Raw genomic sequence first — 24,373 nt, 5'->3', positions numbered from 1 at the left:
GCCTCAATGGCGGGGAAGGACGGTCTCTCATGTACGGGATCCTAGGTATGGGTCTGTTTGCGATGATCGCTGTCGTGCTCATCTACGGTCTTCACCGAACTACCAGCGTGCATGCTCAATCGTTGACAGTGCTTCCAGCACAGTCTGGGTGGTTTCCACAAGAACACGCCCTGTCCCGATTTCATGTGCGTTGGTACCTGGCCTCAATCGTCTTCCTCGCCTTCGATGTCGAGATGTTGTTCATGTATCCGTGGGCGGTCGTTGTGGCCGAGAAGGGCATCTCTGCTGTGATCGAGATGTTCCTGTTTCTTGGAGCGCTCCTGGTTGCCGTCGCGTGGGCCTGGCGGGAAGGGGCCTTCCGATGGGTATAACCCAGATGCTGGCGAAATTGGCGGTGCCCGCCATTCGGGTGCTCGTCGTCGAGGTGCCGGGTCAGTGGTCGACGCGGGTGGAACTCGAAGACCAGATGCTGCGTCGTGGCTGGCGGCGTGCATGGAGTCCAGCAGATGCGGACGTGCTCGCAGTTTGTGGGGTGCCGGGGCCCGAGCTCACACAATTGGTGGACCGACTCTGGGAACAGATGCCCGGGCCCCGGGTTCATGCCGATATGCCCTCAACCAGTACTGTCAGCTCTGCTCTCGACGATGCCATAACCCGCTACATCGACACCACGCACCACAAGCATGACGCGAGTTCGCGGCCACAAGAACCTCGGCTTCCCCACGATGACACGGACCACGGCAGCGATGACGCCATGAGCCACAGTAGCCACGACACCATGGATGACGATCACGGCGGAATGGACCACGACAGCCACACCGACATGGACCACAATGGCCACGGTCACATGGGCCACAGTGACCACGCCGACATCGACGATAGCGGCCACGGCGGAATGGATCACAGCGATCATGGTGACATGGAGATGTCTCCCGGCGGGATCCCCTTAGCTCAAGGCGGGCCGGATCGAGACGGTCTTGAGATGGATGTCTTGCACCTCACACTTGGCCCGATCCTCGCCTATTGGCCAGCCGGTCTGGCCATGAACTGCACATTGCAAGGCGATGTGGTCGTCGACTCCGACGCCTCCATCGTTGATGGTCACACTTCACCTGTGCCTGCTCCTGGACTCAGCCCTGCAATGCGGTGCGACAACGTGATGTCGCTGCTGGCCCTTGCCGGAGCTGACGATCTGGCTGCTCGAGCCCGCCAGACCAGGGACCACCTGTTGCGCGGTGATCATTCCGAGGCCCATGATGGGCTCGAACGCCTGCACCGTGCGATCCGGAGATCGTGGTTGTTGCGCGGGTCCCTGCGCAGAGTCCTCGTCCTTGATCATCTCGAATGTCAACGATACGGTTTGCCTGCTAGTTGCCGGGGAGATGCCTATGATCGAATGCTTCGCACCCTCACTCGAATTCAGGTCGCAGTCGACGGTGGGGGCCCGACGGTTGACGACGACGTTTCCTGGCAGGTCCTGCCAGACCTGGTCATCGGTCTCGAACTCGCGACCCTGCGGCTTGGCGTTGCCAGTGTGAATCTGCAACCCCTCCCGGCTCATGGGGTAGCGCATGACTGAGAGTAATCTAGTGACCGTTCCTGCCGTGTGGTCTGTGGTAGCCGGGGCCCTTTTGTGCGGACTCGCGATCTTCGCTGTCGCACTCGATGCGGGTCTATCGGCCCGCGCTCACGGTGCTCACGGCGGATGGGTGCACAATCGCTTCGCTCGGCTACTGCGTCAGCGCAGGCGCACCACCGTGGCCGCAGACACCATGCTGTGGAGAACCGGTGGGATGGGAATGTTCACCGGCGCGTTCCTGATGATTGCTGTCATCCCCTTCGGCTCTTGGACGCTGACCGATCTCGATGTCGGTGTGGTGTGGTTCAACACCATCGACGTTATGGTCTGGGCGCTGGTGTGGATCACCGGGTGGGGAGCCAATTCGACGCACAGTCTCATAGGCGGCTATCGGTTCCTCGCTCACGGCCTGGCCTATGAACTGCCCTTGATGTTTGCTCTGGTAGCCCCGGCCATCGCCGCTGGCAGCCTCCGAGTCGGTGCCGTTGCCGCCGCTCAAGAGGACGAGCTGTGGTTCGCAGTATGGATGCCTGTGGCATTCCTGATCTATCTGATCGGAGTGATGGGCTTTTCGGTCTGGGGGCCGTTCGCCGCGGCCGTGGCCACCGACATCGTTGGTGGTGCGGGAGCAGAGTTGTCCGCCGTCGATCGTTTGGTCTTCCATGCCGGTCGCTACCTGTTCTTGGCCGCTGGGTCGGCGTTCGCTGTTCCCATGTTCCTCGGAGGAGGAGCTGGACCATGGCTGCCGGGCTGGACCTGGGTGCTGCTGAAGACGATGGCAGTCCTGGCCGTTCTCGTGTGGCTACGCCGTAAGATTCCCTTCCTGCGTCCCAATCGATTTATGACGATCGGGTGGACGATTCTGCTCCCAGCCATTGTGATTCAGGACCTTGTCGTGTCTGTCGTTGTTGTCGGGAAAGGCTGAAGCATGCTGATCGGAATTGCGTTCTGGACCCTGGCCATAATCGCTGTGGCGAGCGGTCTTGCCGTGTTCGTGGTCGATTCCATGGCGCGCGCCACATATGCACTGGCCGTGTCGTTCATCGCCGTGGGTGTGCAGATTCTCCTGCTGCAACAGAACTATCTGGGGTTAATCACGATCCTGATGATGGTCATGGAGATGGCGGTGATGGCTGTCTACATGGTGATGTTCATGGGGATGAATCCCGCACTTATGCCCATGGATATGACTCATGGGAAGAAGACTGCAATCGCAACGTCAGTCGCGGTGTTCGTGCTGTTGGCAGGAGGTGCCCTTCTGATCCCGTGGCCGCAGCGTCGCAGTGGGCCACCTGCTGACCTCACACGCGCACTCGGGTTGGAGATTATGGGTGAGAAGATGCTGGTCATGGCGGGAGTGGGCGCTGTCATGGTCGCCACGATCGTCGCCGGTGTCGTCCTGGCTTCGCATCGGACTCGCTATGACCGGTTTGGCGATGACCTGCGTGGCCCTCACGTCGACAATGCCTGGGACCGAGGTGTGGAGCAATGACTCTCGAAGCTGTGTTGGTGGTGGCTGCGGCATTATTCGCGGTGGGACTCTACGGTGCGCTGTCTCAACAGGTTGTCGTGATGGTGATGATGGGCCTGGAACTGATGATCAACGGGGTGCTGCTGGCTGCTGGTGGATTCTGGTGGTTTTTGGCACCGGACCCGTCGGGACAGGTGCTGTTGCTGGTGATATTGGCTGCGATGACGGTGGAGATGGCGATGGGCTTTGCTGTGGCCGTGTTGTTGCATCGTCGGCGGGAGACGGATATGACCGACATGTCTCAGGAGTTGTCTCAGTGATCGGGCCGCAGGCGGCACTCGTGGCCATGGTGGTGCTTCCAGCAGCCGTCGGTGGCGTGCTCGTGATAAGCCGGGCCGACCGCGGTGCGGGGTTGATCGCGGTGGCGACGGCCGGGCTGATGACGATCGGGGCGTTCTTCACTGCTGCCACCCGCCCGGAGGTGTCCTACCCGTTCCTCGCGGGTGCCGACTTCGCGTTGGACGTCGACGCTCTTGCGGGACTAGTTGTGCCGATGGTTGCGACAGTGACGTTTTTGGTCCTGGTCTTCGCTGCGGGCACCATTCGCGCAGGTCGGTCTCGCTTCTTTGGACTGATGTTGATCTTCTCTGCCGCGGCTTTGGTGACCGCGACAGCGGCAAGCCTTCCGGCGCTCCTGTTCGCCTGGGAGCTGATGGGGGCTACGTCGTACGCCCTGATCGGGTTCTGGTGGCGTGACTCCACCCGTGTCTCCGCAGGTTTGACGGCGTTTATCACAACTCGTACCGCCGACCTGGGCCTGTATGTCGCAGCCGGTGCCGCTCTGGCCGGGGGAGTCGGCATGAGGCTGACCGACCTTTCCTCGGTTGCCGACCCGTGGCGACACGTGATCGCGGCAGGGATTGTGGTCGCGGCGTTGGGTAAGGCCGCGCAGCTGCCATTCTCGTTTTGGCTCTCAGGCGCGATGAAGGGCCCGAGCCCAGTCAGCGCATTGCTGCACTCGGCGACGATGGTCGCCATGGGTGGATATCTCTTGCTGCGGATCGAACCGTTGCTGGCCTCAACTGATTGGGCCGGACCGGTGACAGCTTGGGCGGGTGTGGGCACTGCGGTGCTGATGGGGTTCGTGGCGTTGGGGCAGCGGGACCTCAAACAATTGTTGGCCGCCTCGACGGTTGCCCAGCTGGGCTTCGTGGTCCTTGCCGCCGGGGTCGGTGCCGTTAGCGGTGGAGCAGCCCACTTGGTTGCGCACGCATCAGTCAAGGCGCTGTTGTTTCTCGTTGCGGGAGCGTGGTTGCAGGCGTTGGGCACCGAGGATCTGGCGCAGCTGCGAGGCGCGGCGCGCCGATGGCGGGTCGTCGGTGTCACCGCGACTGTCGGGGCGTTGGCGTTGGCCGGAATCGCTCCTTTGTCGTTGTGGGCGACGAAAGATTCCGTGCTCTCAGCCGCGCTCGAATCCTCACCGTTACTCTACGCAGCAGGACTGGTCGCGGGGGCCTTGTCCGCGGCCTATGCGGGCAAGGTTTTGTCGACGATATGGACCCGCGGTGCGCGCGCAGGCGTTCGTCCGAAGGGCCTTCGCGGGATAACGGTTCTGGAACAAGCTCCACTGGTTGTGCTCGCGCTCGGCGCGGCCACACTCAGTGTGCTCGCCCTTCCCCCACTCGGGCGTGTCCTCACCGAGGTCCTCGGTGGCCGGGGTGAGGTTTCGGTAGTCGAACTGGTTACCTCAGCGGCGATCGCTGTGATCGTAGTGGTGGTGATGTTTTGGTGGCGTGCCCCGCAGCCACGGTGGGCACGTGCTTGGCTCGGATTGGATACGGCCGCGCATGTCATTATTGTCCGCCCAACATTGGTCTTGGCGCGGGTTCTGGCGTGGTTCGATGACTACGTGGTGGACCGATCTGTCGCTGTCCTTGCCAAAAGCACCATCTTGATAGCACACGCGGTGGCCCGGGCCGACGACGACGGAGTCGATAAGGGTGTCACTGCCATTGCCAGTCGGATCGGCCGGCTCGGGCATCTGGCCCGACTCCCGCAGACCGGGGCGATCCACCAGTACTTTCTGCAGATGGTCGTGGTGCTCGCCACCGGTACTGTCATCTGGACCTTCTACACCGTGATGGGATGAACATGCTCAGTCTGATCGTTTTCCTGCCCCTGATTGTCGCTGCCGGTGTTGCGGCAGTGCCCGCGATCGGGCCCGCAGCGGCCCGCTGGGTGTGGGTGGTTGTCAGCGCCGTGGAGCTGATCCTCGTCGGTATCCTGTGGGCTGGCTACAAAGATCCAGGTCCGAATAGTTTGGCCTTCGACGAGCAGGTGCCGTGGATCCCGGGAGTCAACAGCAGCTATCACGTCGGTGTCGACGGGCTCTCTTTGTCTCTGCTGGCGATGACGACGGTGGTCTTCCTCGCCTCTGCCATCTACGCATTGAAGAACACCGATCGGCCTCGGGTACACACGGCACTGTTTCTGTTCCTCGAAGGCGTCAGCCTCGGGTTGTTCGTGGCCGCCGATCTCATTGTCTTCTTTGTGTTCTTCGACCTGTCGATCGTGGCCATGTACTTCATCATCGCCGGATGGGGCCATGGCAACGCGGCCCGCTCGGCACTGAAGTTCTTTCTCTACACGTTCCTGGGGTCATTGTCTCTGCTGTTGGGTTTCATCGGCCTTTACGTGTTCTCAGACCCCCACACCTTTGACATTGTTCAACTCGTCGCTGCCGACCCTCTCAAAGGCAACCCGATGGCAGGGGGGATGATTTTGGCTGCGATTCTGGTGGGGCTGGCAGTGAAGACACCCACTGTTCCCTTTCACACCTGGTTGCCCCCGGCTCATACCGATGCCCCGGCGACCGGATCGGCTGTGCTGGCTGGGGTGCTGCTGAAGATGGGCACGTATGGGTTCGTGCGCATCGCTATGCCGATTCTGCCCGAGGCGTGGCAATCCTGGGCCTGGGTGATTATCATCGTCGGTATCGTCTCGGTTCTGTATGGGGCGTTTGTGGCCCTGGCCCAAACGAACCTGAAACGGATGATCGCCTACACCTCGGTCAATCACATGGGCTATATCATCCTGGCTTTGGGTGCGGTCGGTCTCGTCGGCGACGACAGTGCTCAGGCCCGTTCCGTGGCTGTGACGGGGGCGGTCGTGCAGATGGTCAGCCACGGGCTGACCACCGCCGCGCTCTTCCTCCTGGCGGGAGTGATGCAAGCTCGAGCTGGAACCTACGCCATGAGCTCCTATGGGGGCTTGGCGGCTCCTGCACCGCGTTTTGCGGCGATGTTCGCGATCGCGTCGTTCGCGTCTCTGGGCCTGCCTGGGCTGTCGGGATTCATTGCTGAGTTCCAGATTTTTGCCGGAAGTATCGCGGTCGCCCCGGTCACTGCGATCGCACTGCTGGGGATCCTGGTCACGGCTGCCTTGTTCTTGCGCGCGTTCCAGCGAGTCTTTACCGGCTCCACTCAGGGCCAGGCGATCGGGTTTGGTGACCTTCGTGGCCGAGAACTGTGGTCGATCGGTCCGTTGCTGTCGCTGTCCGTGCTCATCGGAGTCCTGCCTCAGACGCTTCTCGGTGTCATCGAGCCGGCCTCGACTGCCCTCGTGAATCTGGTGGGGAGGTAGACAGTGGACGCGTCGATGCAGATGCACCCGACACTGTTGCTTCCGGAGATCATCCTCTTTGTTGGTGGTCTCGTCGTCCTGCTGGGCGGATCGTTCCTGCCTCGCTACCGGCAATGGGTTAGCCGTGCCGTGGCTGCTTTAGCGCTGATCGGTGCTGCGATCGTAGCCGCACTGGTGATGACGGGACCGCCACAAGCTGCGTTCGCCGGCACTTTTGCAGTCGACACCGCTACGGGGGTTGCCCGAGTGATTGTTACGCTGACGACCCTGTTAGTCCTGGGGGTCGCCTCTGGCGAGCTCGCTGGCTCACCTCGGGAATCGGATACTTACGCCTTGCTGCTCTTTGCCACGACCGGTGTGATGGTCCTGGCAGGTGCTACCGATCTCCTCGTTCTGATCATAGGATTTTTGCTGGCCAGTATTCCTCTCTACGCGATCGTGGGGCTGACTGGCAGGGCGGCCGGGGCCGAAGCCGTCATGAAAACCTATTTCCTGGGAGCACTGTCCGGGATCATGCTCATGCTTGGAGTTACGGTGCTCTACGGACTGACCGGGGGCACCGACTACGCGCGCCTGGCACAGACACTGCAGGCGGAACCTACCGCTGCTGCGGGTGTCGGTGTGTTCTGTGTGCTCGCCGGGCTACTTTTCAAAGCAGGTGGGGTGCCCGTTCATTTCTGGGTGCCCGACGCCGCGCAGGGCACCGGTGCTACCGCAGCGGCCTTTCTCACCACCGTGCCCAAAATCGGGGCACTCATCGCCTTCTATCGACTCGTGAGCACGGTGTCAGTGGGAGACGACTCCTGGTTGATCGTCGTGGCGATACTGGCCACGGCCTCAATGTTTCTTGGCAACCTCGCAGCCTACTGGCAGCGTGACCCGCGCAGGCTTCTTGGTTGGTCGACGGTGGCCCAAGTCGGATTCCTGCTCGTTCCCATCTCGTCCGTCGGGCGCAGCGATCTCGCCCTGCCCTCGATGCTGTTCTACCTCGCCGCATATGCTCTTGCAAATATCGGTGCCTTTGCCGTCACCGCTGCCCTTCCCACGTTCCGTGACCTGTCTGCATACCGTGGTTTGGTCAGAACTCGCCCTGGATTGGCGGTGGCGCTGCTGGCGTCATTGCTGGGCTTGGTGGGTATCCCACCGTTAGCGGTATTCGTCGGTAAGTTCACCACCGCCACCGCTGCTTGGGATGGGGGCCACGGCTGGCTCGCCCTTGTGGTGATGATCAACAGTCTGCTCAGCCTCTTCTACTACCTCAGGTGGTTCGGCCCGATGTTCATGCCCATGGGCACGGATTCAGCGACTTCGCCCTCATCGTCGGAGCCCGCGAGGTGGCCTGCAGCGACCGCTGCTGTAGCGGCGGTGACCAGCTTGGCCCTCGGCATCGGCGCTGGCCTTTTCTGGCAGATTTTTGGGTGGCCGATGCTGATTTAACGCCGATGCCGACGCAGGAACTGCACAACAGGTCGTTTTTGGCGAATTGCGCCACAGGCGTTCCACGCCCGGGCCGGACCAAATGCCCGAAACGTGAACGCGGCCGCTCGGACACTGATCGCTACCGGATCTCGGATATTGCCGTTGACATAGGAGAGTAGCTTCTTTGGAACTGGCGAATGAGACCGGTTCTCCTACGTATGTGCGCCTACACCTCTTATTGCTCGCCAATCCGCACGCAGGAATACCAACAATTTGCCCACCACCTACGCCCCGGGGGTATTATTGGCACGGGCGCATTACATGCCCCGCAACCGTTTTTCGTCCTGTCACGGGCGGATCATACTGGCATGTTTGCTCGGCCACAGGAGGTGACGCTTGCTCGCGCACACGTTCGCCCGTCTCGGGCTTGTCCGGCCGCGTATGATCGTATTTCTCCTGGTGCTGGCCGTGCTGGTGTGCGTGACCGGAACCGCTCACACTCGTGCTGTCGTCAGCGTGTCGACGCCTGGATCCGCTTTTTCGTCTCATATCGCTGAACCGCAGCAGCAGGGCGTCGCAGGATTTGACGTAGCTCCCCGGACCGCAGAATCACACAACACTGACGCAGTACCCACGCCCCTGGCAGGTCACTTCGGGCATTGCTCCGCTGATACAACGTCCCCTGAGGGTTGCCTCACCGTTTCTCCCTACTACCAAATGGCGATACCACCGCCGTCGTCCATCGGCTGGCTCGCCGACGCACCTCGCCCGTCGCACCCACCGCTGCAGCCGATGGCCTATCACCCACCCTCTCCCTCACCGGGCGAGCTTTCCATCAGTAGGACGTAAACCGTTGACTCGCCTTCAGCCGGGCACCCACCTGGCAATTCGAGTTCATCTGGCGCGCCTCGATTCAGTCCGGTTCTTTACCCTGACGCGTCGCCACTCAGTGTGGGACACGTGCCCCTGGCGCCCCGATGGAAGCCCATGACCATAAAGATACGGGGATGAACCCTGAATGGAAGACAGCTTTCATCCTTAAGCGCATTGCGTCCAGAATCTCAACATCCCGGCTCGTTAAAGTCGCAGAAATCAAAGAAGAGGCATTATGAAAACGTTTCAACCAATAACATCCATCGTGGCGATCGCAGCCGCGACAGCTCTGGCATTGTCTGGATGCTCCAGCCCCGAGGAGGACGAAGGGGCGCAGCCGTCCCAGGAGCAGACACAGGTCGAGTCCCCATCGAGTGAAAGCCATGCGCACGCCGCCGATGGTGGCGACCCACCAGAGGGCATCAAGGAAGCCTCGGATCCAAAGTACGCCGTGGGTGATGAAGTCACTCTCACGGCCGATCACATGCCGGGCATGGAAGGGGCCAAGGCAACAATTTCGGGTGCCTTCGATACCACAACCTATTCGGTCAGCTACACCCCCACCGGTGGTGGCGATCCCGTGAAGGATCACAAATGGGTCGTTCATGAAGAACTCGACAACCCTGACAAGGCTCCTTTGAAAGACGGTGCCAAGGTGACGATCAATGCCGACCATATGCCCGGAATGAAGGGCGCGAAAGCCACGATCGACAACTCGACCGATGAAACCGTGTACATGGTCGACGTTGATATGGGCGATATGACGATGACGAACCATAAGTGGGTCGTCGAAGACGAAATCACGCCAGCCAAGTAGTCCCAGGAATGGGAGGGCTCTCGACCGTGGCCGAACGCGGCTGACGGCAGACATGGAGGTGGGTTGTCTCTTTCGTGGAGGAGGCAGCCCACCTCCACACTGTCGATCAATGCCGATGAGGTCGAAAAGGCACGGCCAGATACGTAGAAGCAGAGAGGGACGGGAATCTCCACTTCTTCAAACCTTCCTTCAATTTGCCGGAAGATCGTCATCTATCCCGGCACGCTGAAGCATTAGTTCGCAGCTACCGGGCGCGGGCGTTTGGGTGTGGGGCTGTTGATGACGATTGCCGCGATCGGTGCTGTCGTGCTCGGCCACGTCGGAGAGGCAGCAGCGTTCGCATTTCCGTTCTCTGTTGCCGATGCTCTGGAGGACCGGGCGATGGGCCGGGCACAGCAGGGGCTGGTGCCTGTGCCATTGACCGACCCGGCCAGGATCGCGTCCCCAGGGGCGACCTCGATCGGGATCGATTCTCCCGTGATTGCTGTAGTGTCCACCCATGATCGGCCGGAGGACCCTCGTGTGATTTCCAATCGGATAAGTCGTCACCGTTCCAGGTGTGCAGTTGACTTCTGAATACCGTGCAAACGACTTCTGAAACTGACACCGTGCAGCCGACTTCTGAAAATGACATCTCAGTCTTCTCGGCCAGTGGCTGACTTCTTATAACCATGTCTTGTAACCTCGAGTGTGAATCGGTGCACTCACCGTTAGTTATGAGACACTTTGGAGCCTCCCGATGGGGAAACTGATTGGATACGCCCGCGTATCGACCCGGGATCAATCCACTGACCGACAACAGAGTGATTTACTCGCTGTCGGTGTCCGTCACGACGACCTTTATGTCGACCACGGAGTCTCTGGCGCTCGAGCATCACGGCCCGAGTTCGATCGAGCGCTCAAGGCCCTCATCGACGGGGACACTCTTGTCATCACCACGCTCGATCGTCTGGGCCGATCAACCCAGAACATGCTGGACCTTGCCGAAGAGCTCCGAGGCCGCGGTGTTGGTCTGCGGGTGCTCAACCTTGGTGGTGGCGATGTGGACACGGCCACACCAATGGGTTCGATGCTGTTCACCATCATGGCGGCGCTCGCGCAGATGGAACACGAAATCAAGCGAGAGCGAGTTTCCGACTCCATACAAAAGCGTCGGGCCGCTGGCCTGCCCCTCGGGGGGCGGCCGCGCCGGATCACAGATAGTCAGATCCGGAACGCAGTCCGTTTGGTCGACAGTGGCGAACCGGTCGCGCAGGTGGTCCGAGATTTGGGAATGTCGCGGGCCAGCTTCTATCGTCTCTCACGCGCTTTTATCGACGAGTAGGATTCTGCGCCGAGGGACATGTCAGGACTGGCTGATTAGAGATCAATTCAGGCGCCCTGCAATCGGGGCGTCTCGCTCGGGGGTCGCTCGATAGCGTGGAGCACAAAAGGTTCCTTCGACTGCGGTTAGGATCATGCTAGTAGTCCAGTTGCTGATAGGAGTTCCGGTGCCGGAGAGTGTTAGTGCGATCGTGTCCCGACTTTCAGAACGACGCCCAGGTGTCTCCGAGGCGACGATCCAGTCGGACATTCGAAATCTGATCTTGGCTGCGGGACTCAACTTGGCCGATGACGAAGTTGAGGAGCGAGTCGACCTCGAAACACAGGTGGGCGACGGTTCGCGTCGCCGAATCGATGTTGAGGTGTCGACCACGGTCATTGAGGTGAAGAAGGATCTGGATCGGTCAAGCATCCTCGCTGATGGTGAAATTCAACTTGGTGGTTATGTTCGTCAGCGAGTCAAGCAGACTGGCGCACGGTTCTTTGGGATCCTGTCGGATGGTCGGCGGTGGCGGCTGTACGTTCCCTCCGTCGAGGCATCCGATGCCGACCAGGTCGAAAGCGCGCTGTTATTTGTTCGAGAGTTCACGCTGAAGTCGACAGCGGATGAGACCAAGTTGCTTGAATGGTTGGGAGCGATTCTTTCCCGAGTGAAGGGGCTCTACCCGTCTCCAGACCGCATCGAGCAAGTAATCGGAGCATCATCACCCACTTATAAAGCCGACCACCTGTCTCTTCAGGCCCTCTTCGACGGCGCCCAACAGTCCAACGACCGCAAACTTAGGACGCAAGTTCAGCTGAAGCGAGAACTGTGGTCGAAGCTCTTGACCACTGCATTCGGCGAAGACTTCACCGGATCATCGTCCTTGTTCGTCGACCACACGCTGCTGGTGCTTACCGCTGAAATCATCGCGCATGCCGTGCTGGGCTTTGACGTTTCCAAGGGCGGCGATGTGTCTGCTGAGGAGTTAGCGAACGGCCGCAAATTTGCCGACGCCCGAATCTATGGAGTGGTCGAGTCTGACTTCTTCGATTGGCCACTGAGTGTTGAAGGCGGTCGCGAGTTCGTTGCTGCATTGGCCAATCGTTTGTCTCGCTTCGACTGGGCCCACGTTGACCACGATGTGCTCAAACACGTTTACGAGTCCGTTGTAACAGCCGAAACCAGACAACAGCTTGGCGAGTACTACACTCCTGACTGGTTGGCAGAACGCATGATTGCAGAGGTCGACTATGATCCTCTGGAGAAGCGTGTCCTCGATGCGAGTTGTGGTTCAGGGACCTTCGTATTCCACGCTGTGCGGCGATACCTTGAGCGCGCGGAGGCTGATGGAAGTAGCTCGTATGATGCGATCGCTGGTGCGGTCGAACATGTCTTCGGCATGGATATCCATCCGGTCGCGGTTGCACTGGCTCGTGTGACCTATCTGTTGGCGATCGGTAGCGAGAGGCTGAGGAAGCGAAGGCCGGGCTTCTCGGTGCCGGTCTACATTGGCGACGCTGTTCAATGGGAACAGTCAGCAAACCTGTTTGCCCATTCCGATGTGGTTGCGATCCCAACAGCAGGGTCGCACCTGTTCGACGGTGGGGGCGTGCTGGGTGACGACGACATTCAAATCCCCGTCTCAGTGATGCGCAACACTCAACGATTCGACGAGATCATGTCCCGGATTGCTACGGAGATCTCGATATTCCGGTCTGACAAACAACACGACGCTCGAGATAACACAAAGTATGTCGGAATGTTCCGGAAGCATCTTCGCACGATACTGAACGTGAAGAAGTACGATCTCAGCGACGAAGAGCGCATGACACTCGCCGATACGGCTGCCTTGATGTACGAACTGCACCTTGTGGGACGCGACGGCATCTGGGCCTATTACGTGCGAAACCTGATCCGTCCGGTGTGGCTGTCGATGACGATGAATAACGTTGACATCCTGATCGGGAACCCACCGTGGCTGCGCTACTCCAAGATGAACACATGGATGCAGACGAAGTTCCTCGATCATTCGAAAGACCACAATCTGACTCTTGGAAGGCTGGGCACCTCTGGGCGCGATCTGGCGACGCTGTTCGTAGTCCGGGCGTGCGAACTCTACCTCCGCGAAGGCGGCGAGTTCGCTTATGTCATGCCGCACTCTGCGCTGACACGTAAGCCTAATGTGGGCTTTCGGGCAGGCAAGTGGGCTATGTCATCGGAGGCATACCCTAACGAGCAGCGCGGCAATGCTAGGTTTACAAAGGTGTGGGACCTCCAGGATGCCTCGACAGGCTTCCCCATCACTTCCGGCGTAATCTTCGGCACTACGACAACTGGGCAACCAAAAGCAATGCCCTCGAAGGCAACAGCCTTTATAGGTCGGCTCAACCCGGCCTCACAGCCGTGGGCGACGGCAGAATCGGCCATCACGACGAAGAATACGAAGCTTGCCCAAGTGACCAGCGACGATTTACCAAAGTCGCCGTATGCTAAAGACTTTCGGCAGGGCGCGATTCTCGTGCCTCGCAGACTCATGTGGGCGGTGCACGGCGAAGCTGGCCCTCTGGGCACACCAGGGGACACGATCCCGCTGAAATCCCGGACATCAACGCTGGATAAGGATCCATGGCGAGTGGATCCGATAGTTGCGGCCGTCGATGAAAAGTTCGCATTCGACGGTTACCTCGGAGAGCACCTACTTCCGTACCGTGTGCTCGAACCGGCCACTGTCGTGCTACCAATCAAGGACAGTCGAATACTCTCAAACGAAGAGGCGTCACGTGAGCAAGGACTCTCCGAGTGGTGGAACGAAGCCGAACGGCTGTGGGACGAGCATAAGAAGCCGGGTACCGAGGATTCCTTAGCCGAACGAATTGACTACCACGGTCAACTCAGCGCAGAGCTAATCGGTCCCGAAGGGTATCTGGTCATGTATCCGAAATCAGGCAACAATATCGCAGCTGCCTGGGTCGCAAGCCATGACGCTGTAATCGATCATAAGGCGTATTGGATGCACACCGACTCGTTAAATGAATCTCGGTATTTAACCGGAATCCTAAATTCCAGGACGTTGGTTGAGCGGGTGCGTCCGTTGCAGGCAGTAGGGCTATTCGGTGCCCGTGATTTTGACAAGTACGTTTTCTCGGTGCCGTACGGGAAGTATGACGAAACCGACAAACGACACCAAACCTTGGTCACACTAGTTGCGCATGCTGAGGAAGTGGCGGCCGCCGTCGATGTCTCAAATTCGAAAACGTTCCAAGCTGCACGGAAACTGGTACGCGAAGCCCTTATTGAAGATGGGATCGAAGCGAAGATTGAATCGAGCGTTGAGGAGATTCTGCCTGAGATCTCAATTGAAGAGGACGAGCCTGACAACAGTGACGTACCCGATCAAGTGACGGATTCGATTGCATAGCGAGCGGGATTCCTCGAGACAGGTAGCCTACCTTCAAAGAAGACGCGATCTGGTAGTGAGCGTGAACGACGACTCAGCGTCTGTGTTGCTCGTGGTGAGTCCTGCTGTGCGCTGACGACAAGTTCAGTTCTCGACAGGGCATTGATGCGAGCCCTATCCGTTCAGGCCGTGGATCGTTGAAGGCCGGCGGATGGCCGCAGGATGGATTCGGATCAAACTCTCAGTTTTGACGAGTGAGGTAGACTCGACGTCAATTCATCTTTAACGCGAGTCTCCCGTTTCTCACGTGTAAGTAGCTCTCAGCTTGTTGCCTCACTGTGTTGTGTGTGCCCAGGTCAAAGGGCGAAGGACACGTACAGGAGGACGAGAGTGAGAACGTTCAGGAAGCTTCGTATCAGTGCCGTGAGTCAGTCCGATCGTGGAGTTGAACTTGTCGAAGGCACCGCGAGGCTGAGAGGAAAGCGCACCCGGCAGTCAGATGCCGAATCGCTCGGCGACTACATCTTTGATCGGTACTTTCCGCCGTCGTCGGTGAACGTGGATGTGAGCTGGCGGGGTCGACAGGCCCGATTCAGCCTCCGGCGTCAGCCTTGACGGCTGACGGACTATACAAGATTAGCGATCGAGCTTAGTGCCTGTGGACGGGCCCGAAGCGCTAGCTGACGTGGTGTGTCGTTCAGCCTCGGAGATCGGTTGATGGCGTGGACGAAGTGCGGGCCATTCTCGTCGTGGCTGAGCACCGGTCCAGTCAATGGGCTCAACAGTAGGAAGGGGTATCGAAGCTTGGCCGAGTTCGATGTCGTCTGGCCTCTGCGCGGCCCGGGCCGTGACAGCAACGTGAAGGCGATCCCAGTACGGCCGTAGGTAGTCTCCGTGAGGCGGCTCCTTGCCAGCGAAGGTGTCGGCTTCAGTCTGGTCCGAGACTGCACGCCAAATGATGGCAGCGTCGACGACCTCGCGATGATTCGCAGAGTCCTGGTACTCGTGGGTCAAAGCGACGTACCAGTCGGGCTGGTCGCGCTCAAGGACAGCACGTCGGGCCGCAACCTGGTCAACGAGATCCGCCTGCAACTGATTCCAGATTCGATACTGTTCAGGGGTTTGGGGATCAACAGCCACGACCATGCTTGCCGGGCCAGTCGTTGACGGCGAATCAGGCTTCTGACACTGCTCCACAATCGATTCCACAGTGACATCGCCGACAAGGACTCCGTTATGGGTGCGGGCCGGATCGGCGTGAATGAGCTGCTGCCACTGCGGTGACGCCATCACCTCAACTCGCGCATCCTCGGACAGAGTGTCATCGAGCCACTGCCTGGTCCGGGTCAACTTCGCCGCCCACCCCATATAGGCAGCCTCGTGGCAGAGCCGACCCACGTCATTGGCCCACCCAAGTTCGGCCTCGCGGACTTCGTGGGCAGACCGTTCCGCAGTGGACCGGGCAACCACCGATTTGATGTAGAAGCTCGGATCGTCGAGGACTTCACCCTCATCATCAAGAGTCTGTGCCGTCAGCTGCATCCGCCAATCCTCCGGCGTAGGACTACCAGGATCGTCGAAATCCACGTAGGCGTGATTGCCGTCCTTACCGCGAGTCATTGCCACATAGAACAACTCACGACTCAGCTTCGGTGTCACCACACAGTGCCCACTGTCGACGGTCACGCCCTGACTGCGGTGAGCAGTGGTCGCATACCCCAGCTCGACCGAGGACGCGAGATAGTCAGCGTCGAGAACAATCGACGGCATGAACTCGGCTCCGGAGTGAACACTGGCGACAGCAGACCCGTCTGGCCGGATGTCCGTTATCGTCAACCGGGTGCCATTGGCCACGAACGCACCATCGGAATCTCGCAACGATCGGTCATTTCGGCGGGCCAGAACGACATCACCGACTCCGGCCGCCACATCGGCTCGCAGAGTCACGGTGTGTTCAACATTGACCTCTCCGGCCTCGGCCCGGTCGGCATGAGCGCGAGCATTCAGCTCGGCCACAGTCTGATTATCCGAGGCAATGAGAATGGACTCCCGGCCGCGGCCGACGTCGGCCTTCCAGGCCAGATACGCAGTGTCAGCCGCGTCAGTGTCAGGGCGACCATGAATGCGACCCTCCTCGGCGTACTGGTCGACCACATCACCATCACCATCACGCAACTTCAAAGACGCCGCTTTCTCCCATTCATTGCGGAAACGCCAGATCATATCGAGCTTCGAATGCTCGAGATGACGTTCGACGTGACCAAGGAAGCCACCCGCGTCGACGGCCTCGAGCTGGGCCGGATCACCGACTAGGAGGATTTTCGCTCCGGCCTGTTCGGCCTGCCGAGAGATCTCTGCCAGGTTCGCCGTCGACACCATCGACGCCTCGTCGATGATGATCAACTGATCGGAATGAAACGTGTACTGGGCCTGAGCCGCGTAGTCGGCAGCAAGTTTCACCTGCAAGGCCTCGATGACCTTGACCAGATTCGTCCGCCGATGGTGGGGAATTTTCGACAGCTGCGCCGTGAGGGCATCCAGACGCTGCTCTTGGTCAGCTACGCGGGCAGCTCTGCGGGCAGCACCTTCACCGACGCTTTCGTACAACCATTTCGCCACATTGTCGGTCTCAACTCCGATCTCATCGCCAAGAACACCGGCAGCCACCGCCGACGGGGCCAGGCCGATGACCGTGCCCGGGCCATGGACCGAATGCCAGGTCGCGCTCATCGCCCCCATCGTCGTCGACTTCCCGGTCCCTGCCGGGCCGATGACTGCCGAGATCCCCGCCTCAGACGCCAGCACGTTCTTTGACGCCGCCAACTGATCAGGCGACAGGGCATGACCGTCTGCAGTGCGCCAGTTCTCGAGGGTGCGCACATGGTCAGGATGAGAGGACAAGTTCGGTGCCCCGGTCTCGGTCACCCGTGAGATGAGATGGTCCTCATCGGTCATGACCGCCTCAGTGGTGTACACGCCAGCGTGCTCCTGGTGGTCGAACACGGACCGGTCACCGGCAGCGACCGTCGTGTCCGGACCGTCCGGCGCGATTGACCGGTCAGGCGTCAACGACACCGCCTTGGCCAAAGCCTCGGCCACTACCTGGTCAACAAGTTCCTGCCGGTCGGTCGCGCTCGGACACCTCACCAAACGCAGCACCCGCTCGGCCGAGGCCCGCACATTGGCGCGAGTGAACGTCGTCCGACGCAGAGAGGCATCGGTCAGCGCCCACGACGCCAGGCGGTCACGGACCGGGTCGGTCACCATGTCCGCGGTCACTGTCCGCACGTGGTGGCCAACCGCATTACGGACTACCGACTCCGGGTCGATACCGGAATCTATCGTCCGCTGCCGCCACCACGACAGCTTCTCCGGCAGAGTGACGTTCTCAATGGTGTCCTTGTCCGGACGGTTCTCCAGGGTGGCCTGCTGCCGGATGACGAGAACCTCCCGCGCAGTCGGTTGGCGACCATGCTCATCGATGAACGCTGCGATCAGCTCGTCCTTGCGTTGCCGGATGAGCACGGACCGATTCGAGAACTCCTCGATGAGCTCGTCGGGCACACCGGCAAGCTCAACCCGATTCGGTGGCTCGTATTCGCCGCTGGGCTGGCCACCCTCGGCCTGCTCGATGAGTGTGTTGATGTCGAGATCAACATCTGTACGGGATTCAGCTACCGTGCCTGCCGTCTCGGCGAGCCGGTCGAACAAGAGACTGTTATACATCTCCGAGATCGCCACGACGTGCCGGTGCAGAGTGTATGAATCCAAAGTTACCCACGACTGATCCGAAACCCGCTGCACACGATTGGAGATCACCAGATGAGTGTGCAGCTGAGGATCACCAGCACGAGAGTCCCAGTGATCGAACGCTGAAGCGATCACCCCGGCCACGTCCACGTGGGCGACTCCACCATGACCGGCTCGAGACTGGATGACATTGGCCTCCATCCACTCCACCGTCTCGAGCATCGCCTGCCGGTGGGCCGAATAGAGTCGCCCCTGGAGCTCAGGGCCAGCCAAAGCCCATACGGCCGAGACCGACTTCGGCGGCGAGAAGGTCAGATCGAAACCGGCCACACCTTCCCGGTCACGCTTGGCGGCATGACCGGACGGTGTGACCGCCCCATCGGGAGCCGATGTCGACTTCATCAACGCCCGCCCCAGTGACCGGCCGGTCACGGGATCTTCGACCTTCTCGAAAATCGAGCGGGCATCGGCCTCGGTCACTTCCTGACCGACCGACAGCCCAGCCAGACTGGACAGGCCAGACCCGAGCCAGTGACCGGGCGGGGCCTTGGCCTCCGTGTAGTAGGACGTGGGATCCCCGGACACCCCGTCGCCGGTCGCGGCGTGCTCGAGGTAGTAGGTGATGGCCATCTTCGAAATGGACACGGTCACGACGGTCAGGCTCCCTCGGTCAAACGGTCACGGGTCTCAAGGTGGTGACCGGTCAATGTGACCGGTCCTGCTCGGTCAGCGTCGACCGGGTTTGTCCGCGCTTCCAGTCCACCCACGTCCGGACAATCGTCCGGTCACCGGCCGGAAGCTGACCGGACCGCCCGGACACCGCCTCGGCCAGACGACCGGCCAGGATGTCCCACTGATCGATGACCGCCTGGACACGCTCGCGCTCGGCGGTCAGCTCCTTGATGACCTGACCAGCCCGGTTATGGTCCTCGACGACGGACACGTACCGGTTACGAAGCGCTTCGTAGTGGCCGGTCAGGGTCCGGACACGTTCGTTCGCCGCCTTCACTCGCGCCTGCAAGTCCACGATCCGTCGCGCGGCCACCTCGAGGTCTGACCGGTCAACGTGACCGGTCATCGCCTCCGACAGCTCACTGCGCACGACCGTCAACCGGTCACGAGTGGCCACCAGAGTCTGCACCCGAGACATGATCGCCCGTTGAGCATGAGCCAGTTGCCGTCGCTCCCGCTTACGGAACTTCGACTCCTGCCGCCGCCCACGGCTGCGCTCGGCCGCGATCATCTCCCGAGCAGCCGCCAGCTGCGACTCTTTCCGTCCTAGCTCGGACCGCAGCGCATTCAGCTGCGTCCGTAACTGGTCAGTCTCGGTCATCGTCGTCTTAGCCCGCTGAGCACGGGCATGATGGCGTTTGCCGCAGTTCTTCGTGCAGAACAGCCGCCGTTTCGTGGCGGTCGCCGGCAGTTCGCCACCGCATTCCAGGCAGAGTCTCGAATCGTTCGTCATACCCCGACTACACGATTTCACCGCCGCATGCATGTCATCGGGTCCACGCCGAAACGGACCGTATGCACCTTGGTGCCAGACGTGTGCTGTCCTTTTGGCTCTGAGTGCGTGTGGCGGTGACTGGAGTGCGGCAGCGTGACGTTGTTGAGGACGTGAGCGGCGCGGAGTGCTGGATTTGGATTGCTTGAGGATTCTGAGGTGGTGGGAGCACTTCTGTAGTGTGACTGCATGTCGATCGAATATCTGATGGAGCAGAAGTTGGAGAAGGACCGTGCTGCGGCTGTGCAGGCTCATCAGCAGCAGGTGCCCACCACACCCAGTGAGGCGGCGGTCGTGAGGAATGGGCATCGGCAACTGATGGCACTTTCGCCGTACTTGCACCCATGGGCGGGCTTGCTCGGGACGGTCGACGTCTATTCGGTGAACACGAGCCTGCGCTCGGGCATGCCGCTCGACCGGCGGGCGTCTGGGGCAACCAGCGACTGGTACGGTCTGGGTTCCCAGCTCGAGTATTATCAGCGAACCACCAGTGTGTTCGCCGACCTCGGACGTCAACTCGCGTTCGACGAATCAATAGTCGTCCATCGGGGCCTCGGCTTGCCCGACCAAACGAAGCCGGACGCTGTGGATGTGGCCAACATTGGAAAGCACATCACCTTCGGCCACCGACCGGACCTCTACTTCACGGAAAAGGGGTTTGGTTTCGCAACTCCGAACCGTCTGGATGCCCTGCTCTACGACGGTGCCGACCGACTCCCCTCCACACCCCCGCCTCAGCTCGTGAGGCTGGAGCTGACAGCGTTCAGCGGACTGGCGATTCCCGCTGTCGAGCACCGCAGCCGAGAACTGTTCGAGCACATCTATGACGATCGATTTCTTCGAAGCTCAATGTGTCAGGTGATCTTCCCTCCGAGCACCGAGTGGAAGATCACCGACGTGCGGCAGGGCGCGGAAACCGTTCCTGGAACCGGTACACCTGTCACGGTGGTCAAGATGACCCAGGCGTGGCCGAAGTGGGCATGATCGACCCTCGCCATCCGACGGAATAATAGACCAGAGCCCACCACCCAGCAGGGCACTGCAGTCCTCAGACTGGCAGACGCGAGTGGGGCCTCGCGCCATCAACTCAACCACCGCACCAACCGGGGTGCCGCAGCCCGGTTGAGCTACGGCACCCTGCCTCGCCGTCCGCCTGTGCGGGATTCTGGTCAGCCAACCCAGTTGCGGTGACTCCAAGCATGAGATCCCCAGACCCGCGTAGCCAGTCGCGCCTTGTGCTGTGCATCAGCTCTACGGCATTCAGTCGAACACTGCGTCTTCCGGAGCTCGTGTTGGAAGCACCGACCTTCGAGCCCCTGCACCCGCGGATCGCCATCGGCGATGCGTTGGGCGATTTGGGCATGGCGGGCGGTGAAGAGCATCAGCATGCACACACCGGACTCGGCCATTCCAGGTCCTCTGGGAAAGTGCTGCGTGCCCTCATCATCAAACTGGACCCCGTGAGTGATCTGGAGCCCTTTGCGGTCAGCTACCGCGCCACAACCGATGCACTCCTCGACGCCGTACCACCAATCACTGGTGTGTTCAGCCTTTGCGAATTCGTCGGGAAGGCGTCGAAAAGCGTGTCCTGTCGTCGAGTCCATGGGTTTGTCCTGCCCGGCGTTGGGAAGGTCGAAGAGGCATTCCTGACCGACGATCTGGGCACTCACAATTCCTCCTCGTCGAACAAGGCTGGCTGACTGAGCCGGTCCATTTGAGACCAGCGGATGAGTCGTGAGGGCTCACTGTAGGGGCCATAGTGGATTCCTTTCGAATCAGCCTGCCAGAGCATTCCGTTGAAGGCCCCGCCACAACCCTGAGCCATTTCCCGGTGGACGACCGGATCGGTGATCTCGCGCCCGTGCAGATGTGGGCGCATCATCTCGGGAACGAGGTCCAATTTCGTGTTCAAAGCTCCTCCATGTGATGTCTTGACCTACCACCAGTATAACAACATGTGTAGTTCTCGGGCAAGGGGAGTTGTTGTTAAAGTTTCTGGATTGAGGCAGTCTGAGGAGGCTTGCGGGACAGGGCTGCCGCTGAGCGACGACTTTTGGCGCGGGAGCACAAGCACGGATCAGATGAACTCGGCTCGTACCAGTGATCGAGACGGTGGCGACGCAGGCCACCACGACGACACTGAGCCTCCACCGAAACCGCAGTACAGAACTAAGCCGAACGGCCAGTGCGGCAGGATTTCATGAGCAAGTGGCCAACCCGTCGGTCACGGTGGATGCACTGTCTCTCAACCCCAGCACCAACCAGGGTGCCGCAGGCTAAGAAACTTCGTTGCGACGGAGTCCTCCAGCGAGTCAGCTGCTCGTGCCTGTTGCCGCCGTGCACACTGTCTCTAGATGGCTGGGGCCGCCTGTCAGGAGGTGGTCGGTTCCGGGGCGAGGCAGTCCTCAGAGGGGTCGGTGGCGACGAAGCTCGTGGGGTCCTCGTAGGTGTAGGAACTCACTCGGGGAGCCGGTTCGGGGTCGAGGGTGATTTCGTACTCCCGGACTCCTTCGATCATCGGCGGGGCATCATCGGAGATGAACGCCCAACACATGCCCACGGTGATCGTCGTGTCGTCGTTGGGGTCTTGATCGATGCGGATCGGCCACGAGTAGGAGCGCGCCTGGTGTTGAGTGGCCCAGTCCCAAGACTTGGAGTAGCCCTGACGGACGTCGTCGGTGGAGGCTTTGGCGAGTTTGTCGGTCATCAACGGCTCCGCCCGCTCGAGTGCCTTATTTCGGGTTTTGTCCTCGGCGGGGTTCCAGCTGGTCGTCGCTGTCGCGAATTCGACGGCTGCCTGTTGGTTGCTGTCGCCACTGGCGGGAACGCGGATGGCGTACACGTCGACATCGTCGGTGCTCATCACCTCCAGTTCGGATCGTGTCGGAGGGTCAACGGCGACACCTGGAGCCAGACTCGGATCGATGTGTTCGGTGATGGGGATGCCGTCGATGCTGTACCCGCCTTCGGAAAGCCATTTCTGGAACGCCTCTCGGCCGTCTTGTTCATGCCCTTTGTAGAGATAGAGGTGCAGCGTCCAGGCGGTCGGGTCGGAGCTGTTCTTATCGATACCCTGGTAGGCGCGGAAGAGCTCGGATTCGACCGGGAGGTCGCGCAGGACTGGCCACTTCTGTGTTTGGCGTTCCATAGCATTGGCCATGGCGTCGTCTTTGACTTCCTGCTCGGCTTCGTCGGTGTTCGGAGTCAGCTCGAGAGACAGAGTTGCGTCGTCGGTGATCTCGCGGGTCTCGTGGAAGTCGTCAAACCCATCCTTAGTCGCGGTGATCGTGATCGTGCCTCGGGTGCGCACGTCGATGGTGTCTCCGTCGTCGACGAGGCCGTAGGAGTGTCCGTCGATTGTGACTGCGATCGCGTCCGTGGTGGAGTCGATCGTCAGCGTTCGCGTGCTCGGTCGCGTGAGGAGGACGGTTATGGCCGCGATGATGAGCACGAGGGCGGCTGCCAGGATGATCCAGAATGAGCGACGTCGCATGATTCCTCACTTGCCTTGTTCGAGTTCTTCGGCATTGTTGTCTTTGAGCCAGGTGCCGGGATTGGTCTCCGCGCCGCCGAACCGTCCACCGTTCCACGTTTCGAAGTGCAGGTGGCATCCGGTGGAACGGCCCTCGGTACCGACTGTGGCGATCTTCGTTCCGGCTGTGACTTTCTCTCCGGGTGCGACGAAGTCAGTGGAGTCCGACATGTGCCCGTATACGAAGTCCACGTCGTCGTAGCTCGACGTCATCACGATCCACTGCCCGAAACCGGAAGCACTGCCGGTGCGAACGATCGTGCCATCGGTGACGGCGTAGAGGTCGGTGACATAGCACTGCGCCCCGTAATCGATTCCGCGGTGTCCTGGCCGGTGCGGGCTCTTGTAGTCGGAGGTCTTGGTCCAGGAGCCCTTGGGCAGGGGAAACACAACGTCTCCGGCCCCGCCGCCGCCATCGGTGCAGCCGGTGGTGTAGTTGCCCGCAGCCGCGTCTGTGATGACTTCGACGTAGTGCTGAGTTTGGTTCTTGTAGTCGGGTTTGGCGGGGTCGTTGAACATCTTGTCGAGGTCGTAGTCATAGGATGCGACGGCTCCTTGTCCGGCGTTGTACCCAGCAAGGATGAGTTTGACGTGGTATTCGTCGTCTCCGCGGTTGTGGGGTTCCATGAAGTCGAAAAGGTACTTCATGTACCGGCCCTGGGCAGCGATTGCGTCTTCGGGATCGAACGGGTCCCCACCCTCACCGAACGTCGCCCACGTCCCGGGCATGAATTGCGCCAGACCTTTGGCACCGACCGGGGAGACGGCTTTGGGGTTCCATCCGGATTCCTGTTGAAGCTGGGCACCGAGGATCGCGACCGCGACACCTGAGACGCTGGAGGCGTCTTCGACGAAATCGATGTATTCGTCGGGGATCTGCACTTCGCCCGGTCCCTCGCCGGGAGTGCAGACCGGGGCGGCAGCGGCACCAGAGCCGCCGGAGTCATTAACGGGAGCGAAGACAGCCAGGATCGCCACGAACAAGGCGATGGTGATGATCGCGGTAACAAAGGCCAGCGCCCCGAAGACGGGTCCGAGCTTGCGAACGAGGATGAGCATGCTGGGTCTCCGTGGTTGGGGATG

The 24,373-nt window shown here is 60.5% G+C and carries 17 protein-coding genes and 1 pseudogene; 13 read left to right on the top strand and 5 right to left on the bottom strand.

Going from position 1 to position 24,373, the window contains the following annotated elements:
- Positions 1-29 precede the first annotated feature (29 nt).
- The 9 genes from SB749_RS12355 to SB749_RS12315 all read left to right on the top strand — a co-directional run bounded on the left by SB749_RS12355 (position 30) and on the right by SB749_RS12315 (position 9,801).
- Positions 30-371 carry an NADH-quinone oxidoreductase subunit A gene (locus tag SB749_RS12355; protein WP_152346758.1) on the top strand — a complete coding sequence of 114 codons (342 nt, stop codon included), beginning with the start codon at positions 30-32 and terminating at the stop codon, positions 369-371.
- Positions 362-1,579, top strand: a complete 1,218-nt coding sequence (locus SB749_RS12350; protein WP_410710580.1) for a hypothetical protein — start codon at positions 362-364, stop codon at positions 1,577-1,579. The genes SB749_RS12355 and SB749_RS12350 overlap by 10 nt, the downstream gene beginning before the upstream one ends.
- Positions 1,572-2,504: a complex I subunit 1 family protein gene (locus tag SB749_RS12345; protein ID WP_152346760.1), complete on the top strand. Its 933-nt coding sequence runs from the start codon at positions 1,572-1,574 to the stop codon at positions 2,502-2,504. The genes SB749_RS12350 and SB749_RS12345 overlap by 8 nt, the downstream gene beginning before the upstream one ends.
- Before the next feature lie 3 nt (positions 2,505-2,507).
- Positions 2,508-3,071 carry an NADH-quinone oxidoreductase subunit J gene (locus SB749_RS12340; protein ID WP_152346761.1) on the top strand — a complete coding sequence of 188 codons (564 nt, stop codon included), beginning with the start codon at positions 2,508-2,510 and terminating at the stop codon, positions 3,069-3,071.
- A complete protein-coding gene (locus SB749_RS12335) occupies positions 3,068-3,370 on the top strand; it encodes an NADH-quinone oxidoreductase subunit NuoK (RefSeq protein ID WP_152346762.1) in 303 nt (100 codons plus the stop codon). Before SB749_RS12340 ends, SB749_RS12335 begins: the two co-directional genes overlap by 4 nt.
- The gene (locus SB749_RS12330; RefSeq protein ID WP_208094670.1) at positions 3,367-5,199 is read left to right on the top strand and encodes an NADH-quinone oxidoreductase subunit L; all 1,833 of its coding nucleotides are present in this window, start codon (positions 3,367-3,369) and stop codon (positions 5,197-5,199) included. The genes SB749_RS12335 and SB749_RS12330 overlap by 4 nt, the downstream gene beginning before the upstream one ends.
- On the top strand, positions 5,196-6,692 hold the full coding sequence (locus SB749_RS12325) for a NuoM family protein (RefSeq protein WP_227492566.1): 1,497 nt from the start codon (positions 5,196-5,198) through the stop codon (positions 6,690-6,692). The genes SB749_RS12330 and SB749_RS12325 overlap by 4 nt, the downstream gene beginning before the upstream one ends.
- 3 nt (positions 6,693-6,695) lie before the next feature.
- Positions 6,696-8,129, top strand: coding sequence for an NADH-quinone oxidoreductase subunit N (locus SB749_RS12320; RefSeq protein ID WP_410710579.1), 1,434 nt, complete (start codon positions 6,696-6,698; stop codon positions 8,127-8,129).
- Between the two features lie 1,090 nt (positions 8,130-9,219).
- Complete coding sequence (locus SB749_RS12315) at positions 9,220-9,801, top strand: YdhK family protein (protein ID WP_152346763.1); 582 nt, start codon at positions 9,220-9,222, stop codon at positions 9,799-9,801.
- A gap of 407 nt (positions 9,802-10,208) precedes the next feature.
- Here SB749_RS12315 and SB749_RS12310 read toward each other — a convergent pair.
- Positions 10,209-10,313: pseudogene (locus SB749_RS12310) on the bottom strand (hypothetical protein); the annotation flags it as partial.
- A 227-nt stretch (positions 10,314-10,540) separates the two neighbouring features.
- Here SB749_RS12310 and SB749_RS12305 point away from each other — a divergent pair.
- Positions 10,541-11,125 carry a recombinase family protein gene (locus SB749_RS12305; RefSeq protein WP_410710578.1) on the top strand — a complete coding sequence of 195 codons (585 nt, stop codon included), beginning with the start codon at positions 10,541-10,543 and terminating at the stop codon, positions 11,123-11,125.
- A gap of 166 nt (positions 11,126-11,291) precedes the next feature.
- Positions 11,292-14,525 carry an N-6 DNA methylase gene (locus SB749_RS12300; RefSeq protein ID WP_410710577.1) on the top strand — a complete coding sequence of 1,078 codons (3,234 nt, stop codon included), beginning with the start codon at positions 11,292-11,294 and terminating at the stop codon, positions 14,523-14,525.
- A gap of 615 nt (positions 14,526-15,140) precedes the next feature.
- Here SB749_RS12300 and mobF read toward each other — a convergent pair.
- Both mobF and SB749_RS12290 read right to left on the bottom strand, forming a co-directional pair.
- Positions 15,141-18,905 carry a MobF family relaxase gene (mobF, locus tag SB749_RS12295; RefSeq protein WP_410710576.1) on the bottom strand — a complete coding sequence of 1,255 codons (3,765 nt, stop codon included), beginning with the start codon at positions 18,903-18,905 and terminating at the stop codon, positions 15,141-15,143.
- A 52-nt stretch (positions 18,906-18,957) separates the two neighbouring features.
- Entirely contained in the window at positions 18,958-19,719 is a 762-nt protein-coding gene (locus SB749_RS12290) for a hypothetical protein (protein ID WP_410710575.1), read from the bottom strand.
- A 228-nt stretch (positions 19,720-19,947) separates the two neighbouring features.
- Here SB749_RS12290 and SB749_RS12285 point away from each other — a divergent pair, with 228 nt between their 5' ends.
- Positions 19,948-20,742, top strand: coding sequence for a hypothetical protein (locus tag SB749_RS12285; protein WP_410710574.1), 795 nt, complete (start codon positions 19,948-19,950; stop codon positions 20,740-20,742).
- A 308-nt stretch (positions 20,743-21,050) separates the two neighbouring features.
- Positions 21,051-21,458, top strand: a complete 408-nt coding sequence (locus SB749_RS12280; RefSeq protein ID WP_410710573.1) for a hypothetical protein — start codon at positions 21,051-21,053, stop codon at positions 21,456-21,458.
- Between the two features lie 671 nt (positions 21,459-22,129).
- Here the strand turns inward: SB749_RS12280 and SB749_RS12275 are convergent.
- Both SB749_RS12275 and SB749_RS12270 read right to left on the bottom strand, forming a co-directional pair.
- Entirely contained in the window at positions 22,130-23,251 is a 1,122-nt protein-coding gene (locus SB749_RS12275) for a hypothetical protein (RefSeq protein WP_410710572.1), read from the bottom strand.
- 6 nt (positions 23,252-23,257) lie between these two features.
- Positions 23,258-24,349, bottom strand: coding sequence for a peptidoglycan DD-metalloendopeptidase family protein (locus SB749_RS12270; protein ID WP_410710571.1), 1,092 nt, complete (start codon positions 24,347-24,349; stop codon positions 23,258-23,260).
- Between the last annotated feature and the right edge of the window lie 24 nt (positions 24,350-24,373).

The sequence above is a fragment of the Brevibacterium sp. SIMBA_078 genome (genome assembly GCF_046534565.1).
In the GTDB taxonomy this organism is placed as follows: Bacteria; Actinomycetota; Actinomycetes; order Actinomycetales; family Brevibacteriaceae; genus Brevibacterium.
The sequence above is the reverse complement of the archived record's forward strand: the minus strand, read 5'-3'. Positions and strand labels throughout refer to the sequence as shown.